Consider the following 25,281-nt stretch of genomic DNA (forward strand, 5'->3'; position numbering starts at 1 on the left):
TGCCGAGCATGAGGGTTCACAATCCATCGACCCATGCCATGTTCAGCCGGCGTTATAGTGAATCAGTCATTCAGGTAATTGCCACATGGATGCGAAGCCAGGACTCCAATGACAGCGCCCTCTTCCCACGCAGCCCTGCTGCCACTGAAAATTATTGCGACTGGCGTAGCGGTGCCCGCAAATCGAGTGGAGTCGTCTGCGCTGGACACGTTATTGAACAAGCCTGCGGGTTATGTCGAAAAGCGCTCTGGCGTACATTGCCGTTTTCACGCAACACTCGATGTCAGCCAAGCCGAACTGGCAGCGCAAGCATTTCAGGATGCGTTGAGAAGGGAGCAGATCCCGACGGGTTCGATTGACCTGTTGATCTCGGCCTCGGCAGTACCCATGCAGGCCTTACCCTGCACGGCAGCATTGATTCTCAAGGCGGCCCATCTGCCACCGGGTACGCCGGGCTTTGATATCAACAGCAGTTGCGTCGGCTTCATTACGGCGCTATAGGTCGCTGCCGGCTTGCTCAATGCCGGGATCTACAAGCGCATCGCGATCGTCTCGGCAGATCTCGTTTCACGTGGTATCGACTGGGATGACGAAGAAAGCTCTCTGATCCTCGGCGACGGAGCAGCCTGCGCCATTGTCGAACGCGGTGACGGCAGCAGCGGCATTCTGAGCAGCCTCTCCGAGACTTACCCGGAAGGTAGCGACCTGTGCGAGATTCAAGCAGGCGGCACACGCCGTAATCCGCGTACCGGCATGACTGACAAAGACTTTCTGTTCCACATGAAGGGCAAGCAGCTGTTTCGTCAGGCTGCCGCGTTGATCGAGGGCTATCTCGCACGATTACTCGAAAGCAGCGGTTTGACCCTGGCCGATATCGTCACCGTCGTACCTCACCAAGCCAGCCATCTTTCGCTTGAGCACATGCGAAAACGTCTGGGAGTACCTTCTGAAGTGCTGGTAGATATTTATCGTTATCATGGCAATCAGGTATCGGCCTCGATTCCAACAGCGCTGCATACTGCCTTTACTACCGGCCGCTTCACGCCAGGCAAGCCGGTAATGCTGATAGGCACCGCTGCAGGTTTGACACTGGCGGGCATGGTGCTGCTGCCATGAAGGTTCTGCTGACCGGCGCCACCAGTGGCCTTGGACGCAATGCAGCTGATTGGCTGTTGAACGCTGGCCATAAGGTGCATGCAATCGGACGTGACCCAACAGTGGGAGGTCTGCTGCGAAATCAGGGAGCCGAATTCACGACAATGGACCTGACCAAGGCTACCGCGAAGGAATGCGAGCGAATGATGCTCGGCTGCGACGTCGTCTGGCACTGCGCCGCGAAGTCTTCTCCCTGGGGCAGCAAGGTCGAGTTTGATGAGGCCAACGTTGTAGCAACACAGAAGCTGGCCGAGGCAGCCGGACATTGCGGCGTCTCGCGATTCGTGCATATTTCCACGCCCGCCATTTACTTCGACTTTCAGAATCATGAGTGTATTGACGAGCAATACCGTGCCCGACGATTCGCCAATCACTACGCCAGCAGCAAGTACCAGGCAGAGCAATCCATACAGGCGCTAGTACCACTTTATCCACAGACCACTTTCATCATTCTGCGGCCCCGTGGTCTGTTTGGCCCGTATGACCGGGTGATTCTGCCCCGGATTCTGGGCCAGATAGAGCGCGACCGGGGCGTGCTGCGTTTGCCGGGTGGTGGCCAGGCAGTGCTGGACCTTACGTTTGTACTGAACGTTGTGCACGCCATGGACCTGGCGAGCCATAACAATTCCTTGTCTTCCGGCGCCGCCTACAACGTCACCAATCATCAGCCCATGCGACTGGTGGATACCCTGCAGTTGTTACTGCACGATCAACTCGGCCTTCGTTATCGTGTTCAGCCCATGCCCTATAGGTTGCTTCACACACTGGCGATTGCACTTGAGCTGCTGGCCTCTGTAACGCGTAAGGAGCCCGTGCTGACCCGCTACAGTGTGGCAGCTGTGAACTTCGATATGACCCTGAGCCAGACGCGAGCCATTGAAGAACTGGGCTACCGACCTCGGTATACGATGGAAGAAAGTATTCAGCTCACGGGGCAATGGCTTAAGTCTCAAGCGGTGAAGCGCCATGGCTAGCATCACCACTTTCGAAGTGGGTTACTGCACGCATATCGGTTGTATGGCGTTGCAGGGTGCCGGCCTGCGGGTCTGCAAATTTCCGTCCAGGGCGTATCTGCTGGAGGTCGGCGATCGCCGCTGGTTATGGGATACCGGCTACGCCAACCATTTTCAGGAGCATACCCGGTCGGGAGTGTTCCGCATCTATAGCCAGGTTACCCCGGTATACCTGGATGCGGGTGAAACGCTGCTGGATCAGTTGCGTAATGCAGGTTACGCAGCCAACGATATTCAGGCGCTGATCATTTCCCACTTTCATGCCGATCACATCGCCGGCCTACGGGACTTCAGTCATCTCGACTTTATCTGCTCGGGCGAAGGCTGGCAGAAAACCCGCTCATTACGTGGCATCGCCGCGCTCAAGCGCGCCTTCGTACCTGGACTGATTCCGGAAGGTTTCGAGGCAGCATTGCAGTTCGTCGAGGGCTTTGAGCGGGTGAGCCTGACTGAGCAACTGGCACCGTTTACACATGGCTACGAACTACCGGGCAGTGACGGGCAGATTGTTCTGGTGCCGCTACCAGGTCATGCCGCCGGACACCTGGGTGCATTTATTCTCACCGAAGATGGCTGGACACTGCTGGCCAGTGATTCCGCATGGTCGCCGCTGAGCTATCAAGAATTGCGCGGGCCTTCCGTGCTTGCCAACGTGCTGATGGACGACAGCAAGGCCTACTACCAGACGCTGAACCGTCTGAACCTTTTGTGGACAGCAGGCCATGTGGATATTCGTTTGTGCCACGAGGGGGATTTATGATCCCGGTGATGACGCTCTGGCATTATTGGCGAGCGCGTCGCCTGCGCTTTTCCAGTCGCCAGGCACTGGAGCATTTTCAGAGCAGGCAACTGAAACGCTTTGCCCATAGGGTGCTGGCCAAAAGTCCTTATTTTCGGGCTTACAGCGCTCTGCCATTCAACGAATGGCCGCTGATGGACAAAGCGCTGATGATGACGCAGTTCGACCAGATGAACACCGCAGGTCTGCAACGTGATCAGTTGCTGGCCTGCGCAAGGCGCGGCGAAGCCGAGCGCGACTTCACGCCACGCATCGGCCGTTTTAGCGTCGGGCTGTCCTCGGGCACGTCAGGGCAGCGCGGCGTTTTCGTCGTGAGCCCGCAGGAACAGCAGATCTGGGCGGGCGGGATGCTTGCCAAGATGCTCCCAGACGGTATTTTCGCGGGTGAGCGAGTGGCGCTCTTTTTACGTGCGGACAATAACCTGTACCACAGCGTCGACAATCGCTGGCTGAGCCTGGCCTTTTATGACCTGTTCGCGCCGTTCACTGAGCAGTTGTCTCGCTTACAAGCACAGGCGCCGACCATTATCGTTGCGCCAGCACAGGTGCTGCGCGCCCTGGCCCTGGCCGTTCTGGGCGGGCAGATCCAACTCGACGTGAAGAAAGTGATCTCCGTCGCCGAAGTTCTGGATGCGCAGGATCGCCAGTTGCTGAACACGGTGTTCCGCGAGGTCGGCGAGGTCTATCAGGCAACCGAAGGTTTTCTGGCGGCCACGTGCTCGCATGGCACACTGCATTTGAACGAAGAGTTCGTGCATATCGAGCCCCAGTGGCTTGATGAGCAGCGCTTCACGCCGTTGATCACCGACTTCACTCGCAGTACCCAACCTATCGTACGCTACCGGCTGGATGATGTACTGGTCAGGCAATCCGAGCCCTGCCCGTGTGGTCAGCATTCGATGGCGATTTCCCGAATCGAGGGTCGCCGCGACGATCAGCTTTCGCTGCCTGACCAGCACGGTGAGATGCAGATTATCTTTGCCGACCTGTGCAGTCGGGCAATTGCCAATGCACTGCCACTGACCAGTGACTACCGCTTGATTCAGCTTTTGAAAACCCGGTTGCAGCTGATTGCAGACTGTACGCAAACCGAACTGGAGCACAGCCGTAGACAACTTGTCGCCCTGTTCACACAACAGGGTATTGCCACTGACAAACTTGAATGGCAACTGACAGTGCAGAACGTGATGCCGAACTTCGATCGAAAACGACGCCGTATTGTCCGGCAGGCAAAAGCATGAACAACCCAATGATGTTTCGGTTGTGGCACATGCTGCTTGGCTGGGGTTCGGTCGGTCTGATCTATACGCTGACCGACCATTTGCAGAGCACCGGCCAGGTCATGACACCCTCGCCGCTCGACCGAATGATCGCATTCACGCCCCACGCAATCTGGTTGTACCTGTCGTTCTTCGTGGTTGTTCCACTGGACTATCTGATGACCCCACTTGATCGAGTGCGCTGGCTGTCTCGCGCTATGCGTCTTACCGCACTGGGCGCCGGAACGGTCTATCTGCTGTGGCCGACAACGATGGTGTACCCGGTCGATGAGGGCACAACGTTAAGCTCCACACTGCTGGCAGCACTGACTTATGTGGACTCGACCCAGAATTGCCTGCCATCCCTGCACATGGCCCTGATGGTGCTGGCAGTCTGGGGGATCAGTGCAGCAAGGCGTAGCGCGCGTACTGCAGTGTTTATCTTGTGGGTGGCCGCCATTGCCTATTCAATCCTGCAATTGCGCCGTCACCTGTTCATCGACGTGGTCAGTGGCGCCGTGCTCGCATTGGTGGCGGGCATGCTGGTCGATGCGCTTGGCCGAAGCAGGCCAGTCGCACTTAAAGGGAATATGCAATGAGCGATCTGGCCATTCCGATCATCATCATGCTGCTGGCCGTAACAGGCGAGGCCGTCATTCTGCAGTGGGTGCAGCGCAAGCCGGTTGACTGGCATGACGTGGTGTTCAATCTGAATTCCGGCCACCTCATGCTGTGGCTGTTCCGTGGCCTGGAAGTAATCTGTTACGGACTTGCCGCCACGTACTTGAGCCTTGGCCTGCTGGATACATGGCCTCCCCTATTGGTCTGGGCGTTCGCATTGCTGGCCTGGGATTTCTGCTTCTACTGGTTGCACCGTCTGCATCACCACATTGGCGTTCTCTGGGTCGTGCATGTGGTGCATCATCAGGGCGAGTACTTCAATCTGTCCCTGGGCGTGCGTAATTCGTGGTATTCGTCACTCACGTCGATTCCGTTCTTCATTCCTCTGGCCGTGCTGGGAGTACCGCTGCATGTGTTTGTCGCAGTGTCGATCCTGCATTACTCGATGCAGTTCTTTAACCATAATGCGCTGACACCCAGGCTAGGCGTGCTGGAGAAGATTTTCGTTACTCCGACCCATCATCGCGTGCATCACGTCAAAGACCGGGCCTACTCGGACAAGAACTTCGGCGGTACTTTCATTTTCTGGGACAAGCTGTTCGGCACATTTTCCAGGCTGCCCGATGTGCCTTACACGTTTGGAATCGGAGGGCCTCGCTCTTCCGCGAATCCGTTCTGGGCCAGCAACGTGCCTTTTCTGCGTTACCTGCGACTGTCGATAAAATCGAACGAACCGACCCGCTCGCGCGTTTCGGGTTTGAGCATTTTCAGCGGCGCGTTGCTGCTCTTCGCGCTGGTGGTGGGCTATATCTATCAATACGGCTATGGCTACAGCGACATCACCTTGCCGCAGGTCGTCCTGTTCGTTTTTCTCGTGGTGGGCTCGGTGGCGCTGGGAGGAATGACCGAAGCGAGGACCTGGAGTGTTCCCGTCTGGCTGATAGTCAGCATGGGGCTGGCGTTACTTTTTCTGGGTTATTACCGCTGGTCGCAGGTTTACTGGCAATTGCCGATGGTCGCCCTCGCCTTGCACGGCGTATGGGTGGCCCTGTCCTCTAGTGGCTACAACATTTCAGCCGCAAATCCGGTGGAAAAACATCATGGCTGAGCCACTTGCCCCTTTGTCATTTCCTGCCGATGGCGAACAGGCATTTCATCATGCCCTCAAGCAGGCGGCCCACGCCTACCTGGCAGACGACCATCGCTACGCAAGCATTCGGCAAAAGGTGACGGCATTGCTCCTTACCCTGCTGTGCGGCGGTTTTTATGCATCGAGCCTTATGCAACACACTGTGTGGGCATTCATAGGCTGCTATTTCATGTTTGTCCTGACAGGCATGCTACTCAACGTAATGGTGTTTCACGATGCCACCCACAATGCTTTTTTCCGGGCGGCCTGGGCAAACCGACTGGTGGGGAGGTTGATGACCTTGCCGCTCGGGATTGATCCGGATTATTGGCGGATCAGGCATGTGCAGTTTCATCATGCCTATGCCAACGTTGAACATTACGATCTGGACACCGAGGAAAATGGCGTCCTGCGACAGTCGCCTTTCCAGGGCTGGCGGAAGCACATGCGCTATCAACATCTTTACTGGCCCTTGGTCGCAGCGCTGTCGCTGCCCTACATCTCATGGATATTCGACTGGTCGGACCGCCTTGGGAAGACACCGCTCAAAGCCAAAAACATTCTTCCAGGAAACAGAGGCTGGGCAGTATTTCTGGCCAGCAAGGCATGCCATCTGCTGCTGGTACTGGTAGTACCGCTGGTGATATTCGAGGGTAGCTGGACCACGGTGCTGATCGCGTACTTTGTCAGCCAGATGCTTGCCTCTCTCTGGGTGGTATTTCTGCTGCCCGGTACGCACTGGGCAGAAGCAGAGTTCTATCAGCCATCAGGCAGCCCGTTGATGCCACACGGCTGGTATCGACATAACTTCTCGACAACCTGTGACTGGCAAACCTCTCCACGCTGGCTGCACCATGTCGTGGGCGGGCTGAACTTTCATCTGACTCATCACCTGTTCCCTGGCTGGAGTCATCGACACTATCCGGCGCTGGCAAACATCATCGCTGACCTGGCCCCCCGCCACGGCATGCACTATCGCTGCATCGACTACCGTGAGTTGCTTCGGCAGCAGCGAAAGTTCTTGCGCAGCATGGGCCGGGACACGCAGGTGACGAACATCACCTGACGGACTCAGAGCCAGAAGCTTTGTGACTTCTGGCATGACCGCATTGATATTGTTTGTCTGCTTTTCCCGTTGCTGGGCCTTTTATCGCTCAACAGCGAGCGCGGTCGCGAATTGCGCATGCAATGGAGGATTATTCGATCCGAACGCAAGGAGGTCCGTCAGGAGATGCGGCGGCGCAGGGATCTCGAGGTGCATCGTGAAAGCCTGCGCAACAGAAAGGCACTGCGCAAATAGCCCAGGCTCAACGAGGACTTTCTCGCGCACAACAAAAAACCCGCCGAAGCGGGTTTTTCCAAGACCATCCCGACTCCCTGTCGGCTGCCTCCGAGGCGATGGTCGATCATCCTTGATCCTGGTGAACTCCTGTTCACCACTTGATGGATCCAATCTTACGGAGAACGGACCAAGTCGGAAATGGCCAAATCCCTCCATCGCGTGTAAGTGTTTGGCTATACCTTGTCGACGCGGATCTGATTGCATGCCTGCCCTTTCACCAGCTTCAACTCTCCATCCACATACCGCACTTCCCTCCCCACCCACGCCATATCAACATTCGGCAGCACCGCCGAAGGCTTGCGCAGTTCGCGCAGCAACGTAGACCCGTGGGAAAGACGCCCGCCCATTCGCGCAATCACTGCTCGGGCGTTCTGGTAGTGCGCGTGGCGTCCGGGGTCGAGGGTGTCTTCCAGCAGGATGTCCTTGCCCAGAATGCCTTGGACCTGACCCGGATAGATCATAAAGCCTGTCGCCTGCTCGGTGCCTTCACGGCCGTCCTGCCAGAAGCTGCCTGCACGGCTGCGAATGTCCGGATGGGGTGCAAACCAGTACGCTCTGTCTGCAATCGGCATGGCGTGGTGCAGGCGGAAAAACAGGCGCATCAGGTTATCGCGATACCACTCGCGCACTTGCAGGTAGTAGCCGCGCATGCCTGGCAGGCCCGTGCGATGGGCGATGCGAATGAAAACCGGCCAGGTCGGAAAGGCCTGCAAGGGCAGATCAGTGAACGCCGGGCGCGGCGTAGCAGGATCGGTTTCCCAGGGCAGTCGGTGCGGGCAGTCTTCAAGGTCGTCGTAAGCCGTCGGCGGGCGGCCTAGCAGGTCTCCGCCGCTGCTGGCCAGCGAGGTAGCGATGCACAGGTTGCCTTGTACGACGAACACGTAGAAACGTGTGAACCAGTCAGCCAATTGCTGGCCGTCGGCACCTTGGGCCTTCAGGGCATGCAGTTCTCGGTCAAAGCGGTGCAGGTGTTTTTCCAGGGTCAACAAGTGGCCGCGCGCGACACGCTGCATGCGCAGAAACACGGGTAATGAGCGCACCAGACGCTGTGGTCGCCACGGCAGATGCGGGGTCGCACCGCCGACCTCATCGGCGTAATGACTGGACGCAATGCCCCAGTCAGCCAGACGTGCAAGAAACAGGTCGTTGTTGATGTAGGACGCCGCGCCGAACAACGCGGTAAATGGCTCATTGTCCTGCAGTACACGTGAATCCCAGCGCGCCATGATGGCCGGGATGCTGCCTGCGGCACGCCGCTGTGCATACTCGACCAGCCGGCTGGGCTGTGGCGGCAGGATCTCGGCAATATTGGCGGCGGTCAGGTGTCGGCGCCAGCCGTAGTCACTGATCGGGCGGTACTGCAGCAGCCACAGCTGACGGCCATCCCAGGCCCATTCGACATCGCCCGGCACGTAGTGGAATACGCGCAGAACGCCCTGCAGGAAATCCCAGAGCAGCTCCTCAGTCAAACCGCGGGATGGCTTGAAGTTGCCGCTGCTCCAGGCCGCGCCAAGGCGGGAAATGATCGCTCGATCCGGGCTTGCCTGACCGTCGGCCAGCAACTCCAGATGGCCTTGCACCCATTCCAGCTCGACTGACAGGTGACGCACGAAAGCGATCCCGGAAAGCACCGGCGTGATGAAGCGCTGTACCACCACCTCTTCGACGCCAGCGTTGTGCAGTTCTGCGACGCGCGCGGGGACATTGTGGCTGGGCTCACGAAGAAAAGTGGTGCTCAGACCGGCATTGGCCGCATCGGCCTGGTCCTCACCGAAGCTGGACGAGCGCACCGCCCAGATAGCTTCAGGCTGACTGGCCAGAAACGCGGACAACGTCGAGTCAGCGCCCTGCACCAGAGACAGTGCATCGGGCACCGGTTGCCCGGCAATGGTTGCCAGACGCAGGCGGCCACCTTTGGTGTGTGCAACAAAGCCGCGCTCGCCCGACTCCAGCCATTGTGCGAACTCGGCGGGCGAGTCGATCCAAGGGTAATGACCCCATCCGGGTTTCAGGCTGATGGTCAGGTCGGCACGCGCCAGAATGGCAGACCACGCTGCTGCCTGCTCGATGCCCAACACCTTGTCCTGATCGCCCCAGACCAGCTCTATCGGGTCTTGCACCCACTCCAGCAGCGGCAGCGCGGTGTCGGCACGCAACAGGTCCCAATACGGCACGAAAGCACGGCAGCGGGCATAACCTTCGCCCATGCGCTGATAGTGCGCCGCAGGCCAGGCTTGTCTGGAAAACTTGTGCGCAAACAGCGTGGGTTTGTTGGCCAGCAGCCAGTGAATGGTTTTGCGAATCGGCAGCGGCGACATCAGTGCCGGCAGGCGCCGCTGCCACAGAAAAGCCCCAACCGGTGCCAGCAATACGCTTCTGCAGAAATGCCCCGGCTGACGCTGCAAGGCATGCATGACCAGCAATGCATTGACGCCCACGGCGACGATTGCGCTGCCTCGAACCGTCGCCGCCAGCAAAGCATCAGCATAGGCCGCAATGTCTTCGCAGGGTGGTTGGGGATTGCTGCCGAAGCCTGGCAGCTCCAGCGGCACGACCTGATAGCGCTGAAAATGCGGCAGCGCGTCGTCCCACCATTCGGCACTGCTGCCGTTGCCCGCCAGCAGATACAGCAGCGGCAAGTCAGACATGACGAGGCTCCTTCGACGCGTGCACAGCCAAAGTACGGCGATCATGGCGATACAGCCAGATCAGCGGCGGCAACAACGCCAGTAGCGCCGCCAGATCGAGCCAGACGTGCGACCAGACGCCTCCGCGCACGGAAATAAGGATGTCCTGAGGTGCCCAAAGCAGCAGGCCCGCAATCAGCCAACCCCAGGGCATGGCGCTTTTCAGACGATTGCCTAAATGCACAAGCGCGAGCATATACACCGAATACGTTTGCAAGGTGGCACCAAACAGCGCCATCCACCAGACCTGTTGCGCACGCGCAGCAGCGGGAACCGCCTCGGTCCAGAACGCCTGTTCGAGGCTGGTCAAGTAGCCGTCGAGCAACCCGGAAAAGCCGGCCCAGGTGAACACCAGACTGCCCAGCACATGCGCGGCTGCGACGGCATACAGCCACATCACCAGCGTACGGCGCAGTGTGTCAGAAGAAAACGGCATTGCAGGTCCTTGGGTCATCCTGGTGAGGTGGCGAGTGTAGCGATTTCTCGAAAGGCTTAATACGAGCATAACCAAACTGCTCAGACCTCCCACTGTTGAACAACTGTTATTAATGCCAGTAGACAGCTTTTCTACCGCGGCCTAATTTCATCCTTCAGTAGTCAGTGAAAAAACGCGATCAAGGAGATGATCATCATGGAAGATGTAATGACACGTGTAAAAGAATTGGTGGGCAAGCATTTGAAAGCAGCGCAAGAAGATGTAAAACCGACATCTGACATAACCAAGGATTTCGCGGCTAGCAGTTTAGAATTTGTCGAGCTCAGCCTGGCTCTAGAAGAAGAATTCGAAATCAATATACCGGATGAAGAAATTAAAAAATTCAAAACGGTACAAAACATAGTTGACTACATCTCAAAAAACAATAAATAGACACGATGTAGGCTAACAGCCACAACACCTGCTGAGCCCCCAAACGCCAGTTGCAGGCCTTTTGCCTCCAGTCAAAACTACCAGTAGCGGTCCTTCCGCATTTGCGCGCAATGTACGGCTCCGCACGGCAGTCCATCTGTCGCGCGAGCTCTGTATTCAGGAGTTGCGTTCATGGATGCGTTGAATGTCATCAATGTGGGCACTGACAGAGTCAGTTCGTTGTTCAACGTTGTTCTGCAGTACGGGGCGACCGTTGTTCTGAGGTTGGTGATTGCAGCGTTGCTGTGGATCGTGGGTCGCTGGCTGATCGGTGTGCTGGTCAGGATGGCGCAACGCTCACTGACCCGGCAGCGGTTTGATCCGACGGTGCTGCGCTATGTCGGCTCGTTCATCACGGTGACGCTGAACATCATTCTGGTGATCGCCATTCTGAGTTATTGCGGCATCGAGACCACCAGCTTTGCGGCACTGCTGGCGGCCGTGGCGCTGGCGATCGGCATGGCGTGGTCGGGCTTGCTGGCCAATCTGGCGGCAGGTGGTTTCATCATCGTGCTGCGGCCCTTCAAAGTCGGCGATATGATTTCAGCGGCGGGTGTGACCGGGACCGTGGTCGAAATCGGCTTGTTCGTCACGTCGATCAATACTCCGGAAAATGTGTTGAATCTGGTGGGCAACAACAAGATTTTCTCGGACACCATCGTCAATTTTTCCAGCAATGATTTCCGCAGCGTCGAGCTGACCGCCGTATTGCCCGGCACCGCCGATGAGCAGACGATCATCCCGCGCCTCAGGGATCAGATAGCCCGCCTTCCCAATGTATTGAGCAGCCCTGCGGTGGATGTGCATCTGGCCTCTACGACGGCCGACTCCATCACCCTGTCGGTACGGCCCTATTGCCACAATGATCACTATGATTCGGTGCATCTCCAGACGCTTGCCCTCATCAGAGCGTTGATGCTGCATATATCCTGAGCGGCACGCATAGGTAAAATTCATCGCCCGTCGGCTAACCCCAACCCGTCAGCAGCCGATTAAAAGAGATCGGTCCATATTCTGCGTGGCCTCTGCCTTTTATCTTACGGATTCAACCATGAGCTTTTTATCTCGTCTTCGGACCAGCACTTCGCGGGCCGGGGGCGTACTCAGTGTCATTACGTCCGCCCGGGAATTGAACGACAAGCTGTCTGCACTGAGCTTTGATCCGGTTTACCTGACTGGTTTCGTTTCACCGCACGTCGACTTCGATCAAGTGGCCCGATCTGTCGCCGCACGCTTTCCCAACGCAAAAATCAGCCTGTGCACGACTTCCGGCGAGCTGTGCTCCAGCAACGATTCGCTGTACTGCGCGGCGGGCAATCAGTGGGACCGGATTGTACTGGCGCTGTTTGACTCGAGCGTAATCAAGAGCGCGGAAGTGGTGCACATTCCGCTGCACAGCGAAGATATTCGCGGCGCGGGCAAGCGACTGTCGATGCGTGAGCGCATTGCGCGCCTGACGGACTCGATCAAGCGCGCTCAGGTCAGCACGCCAATCGATCATCGGGATACGCTGGCCTACGTCACGTTCGACGGGCTGTCGGCTTCAGAGTCGTTTTTCATGGAAGCCCTCTACGAATCAGGCCGTTTCCCGTGCCTGTTCGTGGGCGGTTCTGCAGGTGGCAAGGGCGACTTCAAGAAGACCCTGATTCACGACGGCAAGCGCAGTTATGAGAACCATGCTCAGGTGGTGTTTCTCAAAAGTGCGAAGAACGTGCGCTTCGGTGTGTTCAAGAGCCAGAACTTTGAGGCAACACCGCTGAGCCTGAGTGTTCTGACCGCCTCGCTGGAAGAGCGTTACATCAGCCAGGTGGTCAATTCCAGAGGCGAAATCGCCACAATGGTTGCGGCACTGTGTGAGGCGCTCAAGTGTGAGCGGCATGAGCTGGAAGGCAAGCTGGCACAGTATTCGTTCGCTATCCGCGTGGGCGAAGAATTGTTCGTACGCTCCATTGCACGTATCGATTACGAAAGCGAACGGGTGCATCTGTTCTGTGACGTGGCACCCGGCGAAGAGCTGGTCATGGTCAAGCGGACCTCGATGATAGACACCACGCGCAAGGACTTTGCACGCTTTCTGCAGGGCAAGTCCGGCAAGCCGCTGCTTGGCCTGTTGAGCGACTGCATCCTGCGTCGCCTGAACAACGGCAGTGAATTGGGCCGCATGAACGATGTGTTTGGCGAAACGCCGGTGGTGGGCTTCTCGACCTTTGGCGAGATTCTGGGCCTGAATCTCAACCAGACCCTCACTGCCGTGTTCTTTTTCAAAGTGCCGGAAGGCCAGCCGTTCCGTGACGATTACATCGACAACTTCATTGCCTACTACGGCGAGTTCAAGGCGTTCTTTCTGCGTCGGCAGATCAAGAAGCTGGCCGGTCTGAGCCATGTGGTAGTCAAGCAGATCGATCAGTTCAAACAGCGTAACTTTGTTCAGACCATTGACCCGAGCGGTCTGGACGAGCAGATCCGCCCGGTGTTCGGCGGCCTGAGCGACCTGGGTGATGTTCTGGTCAAAGCTCACCAGGATCAGGAAGAAATTGCCGCTCAGCTGCGCCACTACTCCGGCGAGCTGCACGTTTCGATGGATGAGTTATCCCAGACCATCACGCAGCAGGAAACCGTCATCGACAAGGCTGGCAATACCGTCAAAAGCCTGGTCAGCCAGGCCGACGATGTGGTGCTTGGCTCACGGGAACTGGCCAAATCCAGCCTGCGCATTCAGTCAGTCGTGCAGATGATCCAGCAAATCGCCGGGCAGACCAACCTGCTGGCGCTGAATGCTGCCATCGAGGCGGCACGGGCAGGTGAAATGGGCCGTGGCTTTGCAGTGGTCGCCGATGAAGTGCGTCAACTGGCGCAGAAAACCTCGCAAAACGCGAATGACATCGGTACGGATATCGAGCGTCTGGCCGAGGAGATTCGCAAGGTGGCGCAGCACATCGAAGAGCAATCCCTGGAAGTCGGAACGCTCACGGGGCTGCTGTCGGAGCTGGAAGGGTCCAGTGACATGACCGCGGGCACTTCGCAACGTACCCGGCTGCTGGCCGATACCCTGCGCGGGCTGACTCAGTAGCAGAGCCTGGTGTCGGGTCGGCACTCTGCCCGTCCCGACACCCGCGTTGCCGACGCTTACTGGTTGCCCAGCACGCCGACCCTGCCCATGACGTTGCTCATGAACTGCTGCACGGTCATTTTCTGGCCGTTGAAGTCGACCATCTGGTTGGCATAACGCAGATCGGAGACGATGTTGTCGCCGTCGACCTTGGCCAGTTGCATCATCTCAGCCATCGCGCTGGCCATGTCAGCTGCGGCCTTGGCCTGCTCTGCAATGACCTTGAGGTCGGTCTGACCTTCACGAATGGCCTGCTGGGTAGCGAGGTCGCGGATCATCGGCCTGGACAGGACGACCTTGGCGTTGACTTCGCCCAGGCTCTTCAAGAGCAGCGCATCGGAAGGCTGATCAAGCGGGCCTGGATCGGCCAGGTCCACGGCGATACGCATGTGGCTTTCGCCGTTGCTGGTCTTGAGCGAGAGTTTTTCCAGCTCGATGTGCGGCTTGGCAATCAGCAGCTTCTTCATCTGCGTGTTCATCAGCTCTTGATCAGCCGTGCTCAGTTCCAGACGGAACGGACGCTTCTCCAGCGCAGCCTCCTGCTGCTGCGGCAGAATCTTCTCCTGATACAACTGATACAGCGCCTGAGTGGCCACTACGTCGAAGTTGGCGATCTTGAAGCCCATATGCCCTGAACCTACGTCCTTGCCCGCGTAGGAAATCATGTCGGCATCGTAGTTGATCTGGGCCGCCAGGTTACCGGCATCTTCCTGCGCCAGGTTGGTGTTGGTGAAATCCTTGATCTGTACCGGCGGCTTACCCACCACCTGAAAACCCGCGTTCTGGATTTTCATGTTGGTGTGGCCCAGATAGAAACCGGACTTGCCTTTAGTGCCGCCGGTGTCGAAAGTCATGCCTTTGACGTCGATGCTCACCGGGCCGTCAGGCGATGCGACATTGAGTTGCAGGTTATCCATGTTGCCCGCAAGGCTGAATTTTTCCGCGTCGGCGGACGACTCGGCGTTCAGGTCGAGCCCTGAAAACCTGAACGTGCCGTCCACGTCGGTCATTTCCAGCGGGGCCATCTGCAGTGTGCCTTTGGTGGCGCGGTCATAGCCGATACTGGCCTGTCCTTTGAGCGGCGGTACGTCCTTGCTCATGGCGAACCACTTCTCGGCGCTGGGGCTCTTCTCCATCTGGAAATTGCTCAGGGCCATGACCGGTATCAGGTTCAGGGTCTTCAGACGCGACAACGGAATGGGGCCGTGTTCGATCTGATCGACAAACAGAAACTGACCGCCCTGGGTGCTATCGGACAGGTTCTGGATGTCGACTCGATAATGCGCCGTGCTGCTGAAGAAATGCTTTTCCAGCGAGAGCATTTCCAGTTTGACGCTGGTGTCGGTGCCTTTGAACGACTTCGCGAGTTCCTGATTGGCCTTGCTGATCGAATCGTTCAGCGCACCTTCCAGCTGATTGCCGGTGTACCAGGCACCTGCCGTAACCAATGCGCCCGCTACGACGATGACGCCAATCGCTATACCTGCTGATTTATTCATAGTGACCTGAAGATATCCGTTCTGATGATGGAAAAGTCGTACCGGGACCGGCAGCACAGCTTGAAAACCGCGAAAGATTATCAGAAACACAGGGTAGCCACGGTATTCAAGGAAACGTTAGGCTGGAACGAATTTGAGAACGGGACGTGATCACATGAGCGAACAGCACAACCAACGAGGCCCGATAAAGGCCGTTATTTTCGACATGGATGGCCTGTTGCTGGACACCGAGGGGGTTTACACCGAGGTCACCCACTTGATTGCCAGCCGCCACGGTCGCACCTTCGACTGGTCCATCAAACAGCACACCATTGGCCGCGGCGCCCGGGACTTCTCGGATTACGTGATCAAGGCGCTTGAACTGCCGATGTCGATAGACGAGTTTCTCGAAATTCGTGAGCCCATGCTCGACGAGCGTTTTCCCAAAGCGCCTGCAATGCCCGGAGCCGAGGCGCTGGTCCGCCATCTGGCCGCCCACAATATTCCCATCGCCGTGGGCACCAGCTCTTCAGTGCATTACTTCGAAGCCAAGACGACCCTGCACCGCGCATGGTTCGAGCTGTTCGATACCGTCGTGACGGCCGATGACCCGGAAGTCGGCGCAGCCAAACCGGCACCGGATATCTTTCTGGTCGCTGCTCGCCGTCTTGGCGTATCACCGAGTGATTGCCTGGTCTTCGAAGACTCGCCGTTCGGTGTGACAGCCGCCAAGGCTGCAGGCATGTACGCGGTGGCTGTGCCGGACTCACACATGCCGGTCGAGCAGTACGAGCATGCGGACCTGCTGCTTGCCTCGCTGGCCGACTTCCCGCTCAAGGCGTGGGGGTTGCCTGAACTCGTCTGAATGACATGGAGATGTTGAGCATGAATTATCGAACCCTCGGCCAGTCCGGCCTCAAGGTTTCCACACTGACACTCGGCTCAATGATGTTCGGCGAACAGACGGGTGCCGAAGAGTCCCTGCGTATTATCGACAAGGCCAGGGATCAGGGCATCAATTTCATCGACACGGCGGATGTCTACAACGCCGGCCGCTCGGAAGAAATCGTCGGTCGCGCCATCGCCGCACAACGCAGTGACTGGGTGTTGGCCACCAAAGTTGCCATCGGACCCGTCGATGGCGTGCCCAACCGGGCCGGCCTGAATCGCAAGCACCTCTTCAATGCCATCGAGAACAGCCTGCGACGCCTGGACACCGACTATGTGGATATCTATTACCTGCACAAGGAAGATCAGGACACGCCGCTGGAAGTAACGGTCTCGGCCATTGGCGACCTGATCCGGCAGGGCAAGATCCGCTACTGGGGCGTGTCTAACTTCCGCGGCTGGCGTATTGCCGAAATCGTCAACGTCGCGCAGCGCCTGGGCGTGGACAAGCCGGTCATCAGCCAGCCGCTGTACAACATCGTCAACCGTCAGGCCGAGGTCGAGCAGATCACGGCAGCGGCGTATCACGGTCTGGGCGTGGTGCCCTTCAGCCCGCTCGCACGTGGGGTGCTCAGCGGTAAATACGCGCCAGACATCGCCCCCGACAGTGAAAGCCGTGCAGGGCGTCAGGACAAGCGGCTGCTGGAAACCGAATGGCGCGTGGAATCACTGCGTATCGCACAGCGAATTCAGGAGTACGTGCAGGACAAGGGGGTCGGCATTGTCGAATTCGCCATTGCCTGGGTGCTCAACAATCGGGCCGTGACGTCGGCAATCGTTGGCCCGCGGACCGAGCAGCAGTGGGACGGCTACACCAAGGCGCTGGAGGTCGATATCACCGCTGAGGACGAAACATTCATCGACTCTCTGGTGACGCCCGGGCACGCGTCGACGCCCGGTTTCAATGACGTTCAGCACTTCGTGTCAGGCCGCCTGATTCGCTGAGGCGATCTGCCTGCGGCCTTATGCCGCGAACGCTGTTTTGACGCGCTCTGAAACGCCCGTTTCAGAGCGTCACGTCATAAAAGCATAACGTGAAATTCCTGTTATCTATGAATGCTCGACCGGTAAGCCGAGCCGATGAGCGCTAAGATAGGCGGGTATTTACTGGAGCTCGCGGGGCTGGTACGTAATCCGGTGCACGCTGCAACACATCACGATGCTTCTATTTTCGCGACTTACTGGCAAGTCTTGGCTAGTCTGTCGGCAATCCAGCGATTTAATTGGACCTTGTCCAGCCAGGTTGATGAAGAAGTAGGCCGATGCGCAAATCAGATAGAGAAGCCTTTCTGGGCGCCGTACTGGGCAATGAGCAGCCTCCGGCGCACCTTGCCAGAACCGTAATTGAAGAAAAACTGCGAAATGCCATTATCGATGGCAGCCTTCCGAGTGGCACAGCCTTGCGCCAACAGGAGTTGGCAACCCTGTTCGGCGTCAGCCGGATGCCTGTGCGCGAAGCACTGCGCCAGCTCGAGGCACAGTCGCTGTTGCGTGTCGAAACACACAAGGGCGCAGTCGTCGCGCCGTTGATAACCGAGGACGCGGTGGACGCTTATGCCTTGCGGATCTTGTTGGAGTCCGAGGCGTTGCGTCTGTCCATCCCGTTGCTGGACGCGGACGATCTGGCGGCGGCGGCGGGCTATATCGAGCAGCTTGAAGTCGAGACGGACTTCGGCCAGATCGGTAGACTCAATCGCATGTTCCATTTGTCGCTGTATGCAAAGACCCATAACAAGCGCCTGATGCGCCTCGTTGAAGAAGGCCTGAACGAAGAGGAGCGCTTCTTGCGTTTCAACCTGTCGGCCATGGGGCTGGGCAAGCTGTCTCAGGATGACCACTGGCAGCTGCTGCGGCTTGCCGAACAGAAAGCGGTCGAGCCGTGTGTCGAAGCGCTGCAGTACCACCTCAATCGCGGTGTTCAGGCCGTCACTCAATATCTGAACAGCAAGAAAACCAGCGACGCGAAACAACCCCGCGCAACAAAGAAAAACCCCGCCTGAATCATTGAGGCGGCTTATCCGCAGGGCGATCACAACGCCTGCAGATTGGCCGCTCGTGCTCCCCGCCTATCTGCCTGGAACACCGTCAGGCTTTCCCCTGGCGTGATGTTTTTATCGCTGTTTTCCTGATTCTGCCGGTTGGCCTGACACTGGAATAAGGCAAACTCGGCCGTGGCCTGAGGAAACCTGCCGGAGGGTGTTCCCTGGCTGCGGCTGAACTGCCCGCGCGGGATCGGGGGGCAGTTCTCTGTTCATCTGAACTCAATGGATAAGGAGTTGTTGAACGGGGCACACAGACATTGGAAGTCATTTCCAACTTCGCCCATTAAAAGTCCAGCAGTCTGATTGTTCAGCAGAACGGCAACGCCGAGCGAGGCATTCGCTCATTATTAATTATTCTGACTTAATCAGTCGGACGGGTTGCCTGCGCCCCTGTAAAACATATTCCTCATGTTTTACATGACAACTTACGCACCCGCAAAACAGCAACTTTAATATTATAAAAAAATGATTGCGTACCGTATTAAATTTGTTTTAAGTTTTCTTCGCCGTCTGTGTCATTGACCGCAAGCCTGGCTCGACACTGTCCTTACAAGGGCTGCTGTCGGAAAAAACAAAACGGCGACCGGCTGTTTAATTGAAATAACCGACGTGTGCGTGACGAATGAGCGTCGCCACGCTCAGGCGCTTGCTCGCCCCGCCGTCAGGTACTTCATAACGTTCATTCTGCACTGACGGCAACTTATAACGTGAATAACTGCACGACTACTTATCACTATCCTGAGCACAAGGACATCATCATCATGCATTGTGAGAAAACGTTGCTTGAACACAAGAAAGCTGAACTTGGCCGTCACCCGATCTTTGCAGAAATCACCACACTGGACGTCCTGCGACGTTTTATGGAAACCCATGTATTTGCCGTCTGGGATTTCATGTCCCTGACCAAACGCCTGCAACAGGAACTGACCTGCACGCAATTACCGTGGCTGCCACCCAAGGATGCTTCCGCTGCCCGGCTGATCAATGAAATCGTGCTGGGGGAAGAGTCCGATGACCGATTGGACACCGGTCATTACAGCCATTTCGAACTGTACCTGGATGCCATGCGCGAGATAGGCGCAAGCACATTACAGATCGAGCGTTTCATCGAACTGCAGAATCAGGGCCTGCATTACACGACCGCGCTGCAAAGGGTCAACGCAGGCCAGGCCGCTTCGGCATTTGTGACCCACACCCTCGACACCGCCCTTCATGCACCGGCACACAGCGTTGCCGCCGCCTTCCTGCATGGTCGAGAGAGCGTTATCCCGCTGATGTTCCAGAACATCCTCGATGACTGGGGCATAACCGTCGACCAGGCACCCACCTTTCGCTACTACCTGGAGCGCCACATCGAAGTGGACTCCGAGGACCACGGCCCGGCGGCCGAGCAGCTGCTGGCCCGCCTCGTTGCTGGCGACACGCAGCGCGAGCGAGAGGTTTATCAGGCGGCCATCGCCGCAGTGGAAAGCAGAATTCGGCTGTGGGACACGCTGCGCATGAGTATGCGAACGCCGCTGATGCAGGCCAGTGCGTAGACCCGTTCGCAACATCCTGAAGCCTTTACAAGGAAGCCATCATGAAAGCAGAAGACTACATGTCGTTCATCGATGCGTGGGAAGGTCGCGCAACCATTCGCACTCGCCCACGCAGGATCGTCGAGAACGATGAAAAACTGATCTACCCGGTCAGCCGTCAGCCGCTGGTGCTCAGCGATACGTTTACCCGCGAATGCGCGCATTTACGCAACTACGCGTTGGTCCAAAGCCTCTACAAGTTCATCAACGATGTGGTGATCTTTGAAACCGAGATCGTCGACAAGACCGCGCGCAGTATCGCCAAGGACAACTTCACGATTCGCTTCCCGTTTGCCTGCCGCTATGACGCCATGACAGTGGTGGTCGACGAGGACTATCACGCGCTGGTGGCGATGGATTTCATGCAACAGACCATCGCTCTGACCGGCATCGAGCCTATCCGGCTGCCTGACGAAATCGAACTCAGCCGAGCCATACCCGCCGCGCTGGCACTGGCTCCCGAGCATCTGCGCAGCGCGGTCGAACTGATCTGCGTGGCGATCGCGGAGAACACCGTCACCAATGACGTAGCGGCGTTCGCCAGGGACGACTCGGTCAAGCAATCGGTGAAGGGACTGATGGCTGACCATTTGCTGGACGAGGGACGTCACTCGGGATTCTGGGCGCGGCTGGTACGAATTTACTGGCACACCGCGACCGATCAGGATCGGGAGTCCATCGCCCGGATCATGCCGGTATTCATCGCTCAGTATTTGACCAACGACATCCAGAACGGCTTCGATTTCACCCTGATCGAGCACTTGCAGGTGCCGGATGCCGTCAAGCAGGCGCTCAAGGACGAGACCAGGGCCGTGAGCTTTCCCGTCAACCGCCACCACCCATTGGTCGCCAATATCGTGCGCTTCTTCAAGAGCAGCTCGATGCTGGACGATCCCTGTGTGCAACGTGCACTGGCGGACTACCTGCCGGCGCAAGGAACGCTGCAATGAAGCGCCTGGAGATTGTACTCATCGGTCACAGCCTGACCCTGAGTGAACTGAATGCCGAGCTGCAAGCTCACGGGCATGGCGTACGACACCTGAATGAGCAAAAGGCGCTGCAGATGTTGACGGTGCCTGACCCGTGCGTCTTGATCGACGACGGCAGCCTGGATTTGGGCGAGGTACGGCTTGAGCCGTCTGACCAGCGCACAGATCTGAGCCTGCGGGTCGGCTTCAGCACGGCGCTGGAACACGGACTGCCTCGCCTGGAGCTGCTGTGCTGGCACGGCACGGCCGACGCTCGACGCTTGATTGCTCATGAATGGCTGACGGCCGAGGCATCAGGCAACGGCCGCGTACTGCGGGATCTTGCTGTCGCAGGCATGGTGGATCTGGCGGCGTTGCAGGTCAGTCGGTTGTCCAGAGACGATGAGTATTTCAACAGTCTGCCTGCCATAACCCACGCCTATAGCGACCGACTGAATGGCTTGCAGGCGGTTGATCACTTGCTCTTCGAGCACCACCTCAATCAAACGGAACAATCGCATCTGCTGACACTGGCTGAAACGCCGATCACTGACCGGCTGGAGCAGGCACTGCTGAAGTTTGCCGAACGCCCGGCACTGTCGGTTCGCAACCAGACGCTCAGCTATAGATCACTGCACGCGCACAGCATCGCCATTCAACGTCTGCTGCTGCCGCTGCTGGCGCAGGCAAAAGCTGACACCCCGCCCGTGATCGGCATTTGCCTGCACAAGTCACCCGAGCTGTATGCGGGCATTCTGGCGATTCTGCGCTGCGGCGCGATTTATCTGCCGCTTGATCCAGGCCAGCCTGTGCAGCGTCAACAGTACATTCTGGAAAACTCCGGGGCGATGCTGTTGCTTCACGATGGCTTGCACCCGCTGGCCGCTGCAGAGTTTCCAGCGCTGGATATCGCTGCCGTGCGCCTGGAAGATGTGGGTTCACCGCGGATAGGCGTCAGCACCGATCCTGATGCGCCCTGCATGGCGCTTTATACGTCGGGCACTACCGGGCAACCAAAAGGTGTACTGCTCAGCCAACGCAACCTAAGCCACTTCACGGCCTGGTACGCCGAGTATGTAAACCTGAGCGAACACAGCCGGGTGCTGCAATTCTCTACGCTGAGTTTTGATTCGTCGATCATCGACATCTTCCCCACCTGGCTCAGTGGTGCCGAGCTGGTGGTGCCCGATGAGGACCAGCGGCGTGATCCATTGCAACTGGTCGGCGTGCTGCAACAAGGCATCACCCACGCGTTTCTGCCACCGGCACTGCTGAGTATTCTGCCGCTGGATCAGCCGCTGGGGCTTGAGCATATAACGACCGGCGGAGATGTCTGCGAGCCGCACGTGATTGCGCAGCTCGCCGGAAAATGCCACTTCCACAACCTGTATGGTCCTACCGAAGCCACGGTGCTGGTCACGGCCTGCGAGTTCGGACCTTCCAGCAGCAATCGGCACCTGGGAAGACCGATTGCCAACAGCCAGGCCTGGATTCTCGATGAGCACTTGCAGCCGGTGGCGGAGCACACGCAGGGTGAGCTGTACATCGCAGGTCCTGGCGTTTGCCTGGGCTATGTCAACAATCCCGAACTTACCGCCGAGCGCTATGTGTGGCTGATCAAACCGGACGGGCAGCCACTGCGGGCCTATCGCACCGGAGATATCGCCAGGTGGACGGCTGACGGCATCGTATTGAGCGGGCGCCGTGATAATCAGGTGAAGATTCGCGGCTTTCGCGTTGAGCCGGAAGAGATCGAGCATTGCCTGCGCGACAGCGGGCTGTATCGACAGGTCGCCGTAGTGATCGACAGGCAGCGGCGAATTCTGGCGTTTCTCGCCCAACCTTGTCTGGAGCATGACGAACAGGCATTAAGGGTCCATGTGCAAGGCCTGCTGCCTGACTACATGCATCCTGCTGTCTATACGAAGTTGCTCGATATGCCGTTTGCCAGTAATGGCAAGGTCGATCGCAAGGCGCTTCTGGAAATACCGCTGAGCTTCAGCGGGCAGCGCACGTGTCGTCTGCCCCAGAGCGAGATCGAGCAAGCACTGCTGGTGCTATGGGCCGAACTGTTGGAGCTGCCTGCGGAAGACATCTCGACTGACGAAAGCTTTTTCAATCTTGGCGGTCATTCGATCCTGCTGTCGCGCCTGTTGCTGGGGGTTCGTGAACGGTTTGGGCGCAGCATCCCGATCAACCGTTTTATCGAAGCGCCTACCGTACTGACACTGGCTGGCCTGATCGACAGCACAGGCACCTCGGCCGGCACCATCAGCGCTCAGGCAGCGCGGGATGCAAACCCCGACATTCAACTGTCGACACTGCCGGTCAGCAGGCTGGGCGACGTTCATAAGGTGATTGTTACCGGTGCCAATGGTTTTCTCGGTGTACACATCGTTGAGGCGCTGCTGAACTGGGGGGCGACAGAGATCGCCTGCCTGGTTCGTGAAACTCCGGGACAAAGCGCGCAGCAACGTTTCGAATATGCACTGCGGGAAAACCGTCTGGATCATCTGGATCTGAGCCGCGTGACGGTCTATCCCGCCGACGTGACGAAGCCCAGGCTGGGTCTCGGCGAAGCGGTGTACGAACGGCTGGACAGCGAGTTCGGTGCGCTGGTGCATAACGCGGCCAATGTGAATCATGTTCAGGACTATGAAACCCTTGTTACAGACAATGTTGCTCCCGTCTTTGAATGCCTGAAGTTGTGTGAGGGGCGCAGTAAAAAGGTCTTCAACTTCGTTTCGACCCTGTCGGCCTGCAGCGCTATCGATGCCGCAGGCAACGTGCTCGAACAACCCGCTGCGGCTACTGCGCCGATCTATATCAAGAATGGCTACAACCTTTCCAAGTGGGTGGCGGAGCGCGTTCTGCAATGTGCCCGGGACCAGGGTGTCTGGGTGAACATTTATCGCCCCGGCAATATCGCGTTCAACAGCCTCACCGGCGTCTGCCAGCCACAAAAAAATCGCCTGATGCTGATGCTCAAAGGCTCTTTGCAATTGGGTCAGGTGCCGGAGTTTTCAATCAACTTCGACCTGATGCCGGTGGACTTTCTAGCGCGCTTTATCGGCTTCCATGCCAGCCGTTATCAGCCAGATCACGCTGTGTTCAACCTGCATAACCCCGAGCCCTTGAGCTGGAGCAACTACGTGGAAGCCTTCCGCGAGGCAGGCCGCCAGTTCGAACTGGTGAGCGTGGAGCAATGGCAAGCCCAACTCAGCCGTGTCGACAGCCATAACGCCTTGTTTGGGGTGCTGGGTTTCTATCTCGACGGATTCGAGGAAGACATCGGCGACATATCGATGATCGAGTACCAGAACACCCTGACCGGCATCCGCCGTATGGGCGAGCAATACCCACAGAAAAGCCCGGCGTTGCTGCGCAAGGGCTGCGATTACCTGAAAGAAATCGGCTTTATCTGAGCCAATACCTTACTGATGTAACTGGAGAAAGACATGAGCACATTTCACAGCTATCTGAAGCCTGACACACTTATAAAGAACCCAGTATCGTGCCGAGTGGTTTCGACCGTGCAAGTCCCTGGTGATGCCGCTAGCGTGTGGGCTGTCGCAGGGAATTTCGGTGGTTTCCAGGCGTTTATACCGGCGTTGGAAAGTACCGAAGTCACCGGCAGTGGGCCGGGTTCAGTTCGCAAGAAGCTCTTCAAGGATGGCAACGTGGCCATCGAACAGTTGAACTCTCGGGATGATCAAGCGCTGTATATGACCTGGTCACTGATTCACACCAGTTTGCCGGTAAGCAACCTATGGGCGGCAATGATTGTAGAGCCTGGCGGTGAGGATACGTGTATGGCCAGCTGGACCATTATTGCCGACCCTGTTCCGGGAGGGCCTGAAGGGGATGACTTTGAGGAGTTTCTTCAGGGGTTTGCTGACGGCGCGATGAATAACGTGCGTAGCCTGTTCGGCTGATTCATCTTCCATCGCAGCAGCCCGTTCGGAGCGAATGCCTGAGCGGGCTTTTTATTTGTTAGCCCACAACGACAAAACCCCTCATCGCGTAAGCGATGAGGGGTTTCGGAATTCAATCTTGACGATGACCTACTCTCACATGGGGAAACCCCACACTACCATCGGCGATACATCGTTTCACTGCTGAGTTCGGGATGGGATCAGGTGGTTCCAATGCTCTATGGTCGTCAAGAAATTCTGTTGCCGATCCGTTAGCAGGTAACGTTCCAGCGAATTTTGGTGACTTCTACTTAAACAAAAACCCTCAACGCG

Annotated in this window: 18 protein-coding genes, 1 rRNA gene and 4 pseudogenes; 19 read left to right on the top strand and 4 right to left on the bottom strand. The window is 57.6% G+C overall.

The window, feature by feature from the left end:
• Window positions 1-108: 108 nt before the first annotated feature.
• The 8 genes and pseudogenes from ALO80_RS32365 to ALO80_RS29990 form a co-directional block, all read left to right on the top strand.
• Window positions 109-1,116 (top strand): annotated as a pseudogene (locus tag ALO80_RS32365) (3-oxoacyl-[acyl-carrier-protein] synthase III C-terminal domain-containing protein).
• The gene (locus ALO80_RS22760) at window positions 1,113-2,129 is read left to right on the top strand and encodes an NAD-dependent epimerase/dehydratase family protein (RefSeq protein WP_055005692.1); all 1,017 of its coding nucleotides are present in this window, start codon (window positions 1,113-1,115) and stop codon (window positions 2,127-2,129) included. Before ALO80_RS32365 ends, ALO80_RS22760 begins: the two are co-directional and overlap by 4 nt.
• Entirely contained in the window at window positions 2,122-2,928 is an 807-nt protein-coding gene (locus tag ALO80_RS22765; RefSeq protein WP_055005693.1) for an MBL fold metallo-hydrolase, read from the top strand. Before ALO80_RS22760 ends, ALO80_RS22765 begins: the two co-directional genes overlap by 8 nt.
• Window positions 2,925-4,208: a F390 synthetase-related protein gene (locus ALO80_RS22770; protein WP_055010635.1), complete on the top strand. Its 1,284-nt coding sequence runs from the start codon at window positions 2,925-2,927 to the stop codon at window positions 4,206-4,208. Before ALO80_RS22765 ends, ALO80_RS22770 begins: the two co-directional genes overlap by 4 nt.
• Complete coding sequence (locus tag ALO80_RS22775) at window positions 4,205-4,825, top strand: phosphatase PAP2 family protein (protein ID WP_055010636.1); 621 nt, start codon at window positions 4,205-4,207, stop codon at window positions 4,823-4,825. The genes ALO80_RS22770 and ALO80_RS22775 overlap by 4 nt, the downstream gene beginning before the upstream one ends.
• On the top strand, window positions 4,822-5,955 hold the full coding sequence (locus tag ALO80_RS22780) for a sterol desaturase family protein (RefSeq protein WP_055010637.1): 1,134 nt from the start codon (window positions 4,822-4,824) through the stop codon (window positions 5,953-5,955). Before ALO80_RS22775 ends, ALO80_RS22780 begins: the two co-directional genes overlap by 4 nt.
• A complete protein-coding gene (locus ALO80_RS22785) occupies window positions 5,948-7,042 on the top strand; it encodes a fatty acid desaturase family protein (RefSeq protein ID WP_055010638.1) in 1,095 nt (364 codons plus the stop codon). The genes ALO80_RS22780 and ALO80_RS22785 overlap by 8 nt, the downstream gene beginning before the upstream one ends.
• Before the next feature lie 48 nt (window positions 7,043-7,090).
• Window positions 7,091-7,276 (top strand): annotated as a pseudogene (locus ALO80_RS29990) (hypothetical protein); the annotation flags it as partial.
• A gap of 215 nt (window positions 7,277-7,491) precedes the next feature.
• Here the strand turns inward: ALO80_RS29990 and ALO80_RS22795 are convergent.
• Window positions 7,492-9,966, bottom strand: coding sequence for an alpha/beta fold hydrolase (locus tag ALO80_RS22795; protein ID WP_055010640.1), 2,475 nt, complete (start codon window positions 9,964-9,966; stop codon window positions 7,492-7,494).
• On the bottom strand, window positions 9,959-10,441 hold the full coding sequence (locus ALO80_RS22800) for a hypothetical protein (RefSeq protein WP_055010641.1): 483 nt from the start codon (window positions 10,439-10,441) through the stop codon (window positions 9,959-9,961). The genes ALO80_RS22795 and ALO80_RS22800 overlap by 8 nt, the downstream gene beginning before the upstream one ends.
• 195 nt (window positions 10,442-10,636) lie before the next feature.
• Between ALO80_RS22800 and acpP the strand changes: the two genes are divergently transcribed.
• From acpP to ALO80_RS32655, 4 genes and pseudogenes are all read left to right on the top strand, one after another.
• Window positions 10,637-10,873, top strand: coding sequence for an acyl carrier protein (acpP, locus tag ALO80_RS22805; protein WP_055010649.1), 237 nt, complete (start codon window positions 10,637-10,639; stop codon window positions 10,871-10,873).
• Between the two features lie 171 nt (window positions 10,874-11,044).
• Window positions 11,045-11,845: a mechanosensitive ion channel family protein gene (locus tag ALO80_RS22810; RefSeq protein ID WP_055005700.1), complete on the top strand. Its 801-nt coding sequence runs from the start codon at window positions 11,045-11,047 to the stop codon at window positions 11,843-11,845.
• Between the two features lie 118 nt (window positions 11,846-11,963).
• Window positions 11,964-13,070, top strand: a pseudogene (locus ALO80_RS32650) (FIST signal transduction protein); the annotation flags it as partial.
• A gap of 555 nt (window positions 13,071-13,625) precedes the next feature.
• Window positions 13,626-13,982, top strand: a pseudogene (locus tag ALO80_RS32655) (methyl-accepting chemotaxis protein); the annotation flags it as partial.
• 56 nt (window positions 13,983-14,038) lie between these two features.
• Here ALO80_RS32655 and ALO80_RS22820 read toward each other — a convergent pair.
• Window positions 14,039-15,520 (bottom strand): YdgA family protein, encoded by a 1,482-nt coding sequence (locus tag ALO80_RS22820; RefSeq protein WP_055010643.1) that lies wholly within the window; start codon window positions 15,518-15,520, stop codon window positions 14,039-14,041.
• Window positions 15,521-15,674: 154 nt separating this feature from the next.
• On the opposite strand from ALO80_RS22820, the gene ALO80_RS22825 reads away from it, so the two are divergent.
• The 7 genes from ALO80_RS22825 (at window position 15,675) to ALO80_RS22855 (ending at window position 24,969) form a co-directional block, all read left to right on the top strand.
• Window positions 15,675-16,364, top strand: coding sequence for an HAD-IA family hydrolase (locus ALO80_RS22825; protein WP_055010644.1), 690 nt, complete (start codon window positions 15,675-15,677; stop codon window positions 16,362-16,364).
• 20 nt (window positions 16,365-16,384) lie between these two features.
• Window positions 16,385-17,392, top strand: a complete 1,008-nt coding sequence (locus tag ALO80_RS22830) for an aldo/keto reductase (RefSeq protein ID WP_055005704.1) — start codon at window positions 16,385-16,387, stop codon at window positions 17,390-17,392.
• 317 nt (window positions 17,393-17,709) lie between these two features.
• The gene (locus ALO80_RS22835) at window positions 17,710-18,447 is read left to right on the top strand and encodes a GntR family transcriptional regulator (RefSeq protein WP_054985028.1); all 738 of its coding nucleotides are present in this window, start codon (window positions 17,710-17,712) and stop codon (window positions 18,445-18,447) included.
• 803 nt (window positions 18,448-19,250) lie between these two features.
• Complete coding sequence (locus ALO80_RS22840) at window positions 19,251-20,027, top strand: DUF3050 domain-containing protein (RefSeq protein WP_055010645.1); 777 nt, start codon at window positions 19,251-19,253, stop codon at window positions 20,025-20,027.
• Window positions 20,028-20,068: 41 nt separating this feature from the next.
• On the top strand, window positions 20,069-21,016 hold the full coding sequence (locus ALO80_RS22845) for a diiron oxygenase (protein WP_054985026.1): 948 nt from the start codon (window positions 20,069-20,071) through the stop codon (window positions 21,014-21,016).
• Window positions 21,013-24,459 (top strand): non-ribosomal peptide synthetase, encoded by a 3,447-nt coding sequence (locus tag ALO80_RS22850; protein ID WP_055010646.1) that lies wholly within the window; start codon window positions 21,013-21,015, stop codon window positions 24,457-24,459. Before ALO80_RS22845 ends, ALO80_RS22850 begins: the two co-directional genes overlap by 4 nt.
• Before the next feature lie 33 nt (window positions 24,460-24,492).
• Window positions 24,493-24,969 carry an SRPBCC family protein gene (locus tag ALO80_RS22855; RefSeq protein ID WP_055010647.1) on the top strand — a complete coding sequence of 159 codons (477 nt, stop codon included), beginning with the start codon at window positions 24,493-24,495 and terminating at the stop codon, window positions 24,967-24,969.
• Window positions 24,970-25,085: 116 nt separating this feature from the next.
• On the opposite strand, the gene rrf is transcribed toward ALO80_RS22855, so the two are convergent.
• A 5S ribosomal RNA gene (gene rrf / locus ALO80_RS22860) occupies window positions 25,086-25,201 on the bottom strand.
• Between the last annotated feature and the right edge of the window lie 80 nt (window positions 25,202-25,281).

This window comes from Pseudomonas caricapapayae (assembly GCF_001400735.1).
In the GTDB taxonomy this organism is placed as follows: Bacteria; Pseudomonadota; Gammaproteobacteria; order Pseudomonadales; family Pseudomonadaceae; genus Aquipseudomonas; species Aquipseudomonas caricapapayae.

What these genes read in the sequence shown, in the direction of transcription:
- acpP (WP_055010649.1), top strand. Translation starts at nt 10,637, where the DNA reads ATGGAAGATGTAATGACACGTGTAAAAGAATTGGTGGGCAAGCATTTG.
- ALO80_RS22845 (WP_054985026.1), top strand. Translation starts at nt 20,069, where the DNA reads ATGAAAGCAGAAGACTACATGTCGTTCATCGATGCGTGGGAAGGTCGC.
- ALO80_RS22795 (WP_055010640.1), bottom strand. Translation starts at nt 9,966, where the DNA reads ATGTCTGACTTGCCGCTGCTGTATCTGCTGGCGGGCAACGGCAGCAGT.
- ALO80_RS22850 (WP_055010646.1), top strand. Translation starts at nt 21,013, where the DNA reads ATGAAGCGCCTGGAGATTGTACTCATCGGTCACAGCCTGACCCTGAGT.
- ALO80_RS22825 (WP_055010644.1), top strand. Translation starts at nt 15,675, where the DNA reads ATGAGCGAACAGCACAACCAACGAGGCCCGATAAAGGCCGTTATTTTC.
- ALO80_RS22810 (WP_055005700.1), top strand. Translation starts at nt 11,045, where the DNA reads ATGGATGCGTTGAATGTCATCAATGTGGGCACTGACAGAGTCAGTTCG.
- ALO80_RS22765 (WP_055005693.1), top strand. Translation starts at nt 2,122, where the DNA reads ATGGCTAGCATCACCACTTTCGAAGTGGGTTACTGCACGCATATCGGT.
- ALO80_RS22780 (WP_055010637.1), top strand. Translation starts at nt 4,822, where the DNA reads ATGAGCGATCTGGCCATTCCGATCATCATCATGCTGCTGGCCGTAACA.
- ALO80_RS22775 (WP_055010636.1), top strand. Translation starts at nt 4,205, where the DNA reads ATGAACAACCCAATGATGTTTCGGTTGTGGCACATGCTGCTTGGCTGG.
- ALO80_RS22800 (WP_055010641.1), bottom strand. Translation starts at nt 10,441, where the DNA reads ATGCCGTTTTCTTCTGACACACTGCGCCGTACGCTGGTGATGTGGCTG.
- ALO80_RS22760 (WP_055005692.1), top strand. Translation starts at nt 1,113, where the DNA reads ATGAAGGTTCTGCTGACCGGCGCCACCAGTGGCCTTGGACGCAATGCA.
- ALO80_RS22855 (WP_055010647.1), top strand. Translation starts at nt 24,493, where the DNA reads ATGAGCACATTTCACAGCTATCTGAAGCCTGACACACTTATAAAGAAC.
- ALO80_RS22820 (WP_055010643.1), bottom strand. Translation starts at nt 15,520, where the DNA reads ATGAATAAATCAGCAGGTATAGCGATTGGCGTCATCGTCGTAGCGGGC.
- ALO80_RS22840 (WP_055010645.1), top strand. Translation starts at nt 19,251, where the DNA reads ATGCATTGTGAGAAAACGTTGCTTGAACACAAGAAAGCTGAACTTGGC.
- ALO80_RS22835 (WP_054985028.1), top strand. Translation starts at nt 17,710, where the DNA reads ATGCGCAAATCAGATAGAGAAGCCTTTCTGGGCGCCGTACTGGGCAAT.
- ALO80_RS22770 (WP_055010635.1), top strand. Translation starts at nt 2,925, where the DNA reads ATGATCCCGGTGATGACGCTCTGGCATTATTGGCGAGCGCGTCGCCTG.
- ALO80_RS22785 (WP_055010638.1), top strand. Translation starts at nt 5,948, where the DNA reads ATGGCTGAGCCACTTGCCCCTTTGTCATTTCCTGCCGATGGCGAACAG.
- ALO80_RS22830 (WP_055005704.1), top strand. Translation starts at nt 16,385, where the DNA reads ATGAATTATCGAACCCTCGGCCAGTCCGGCCTCAAGGTTTCCACACTG.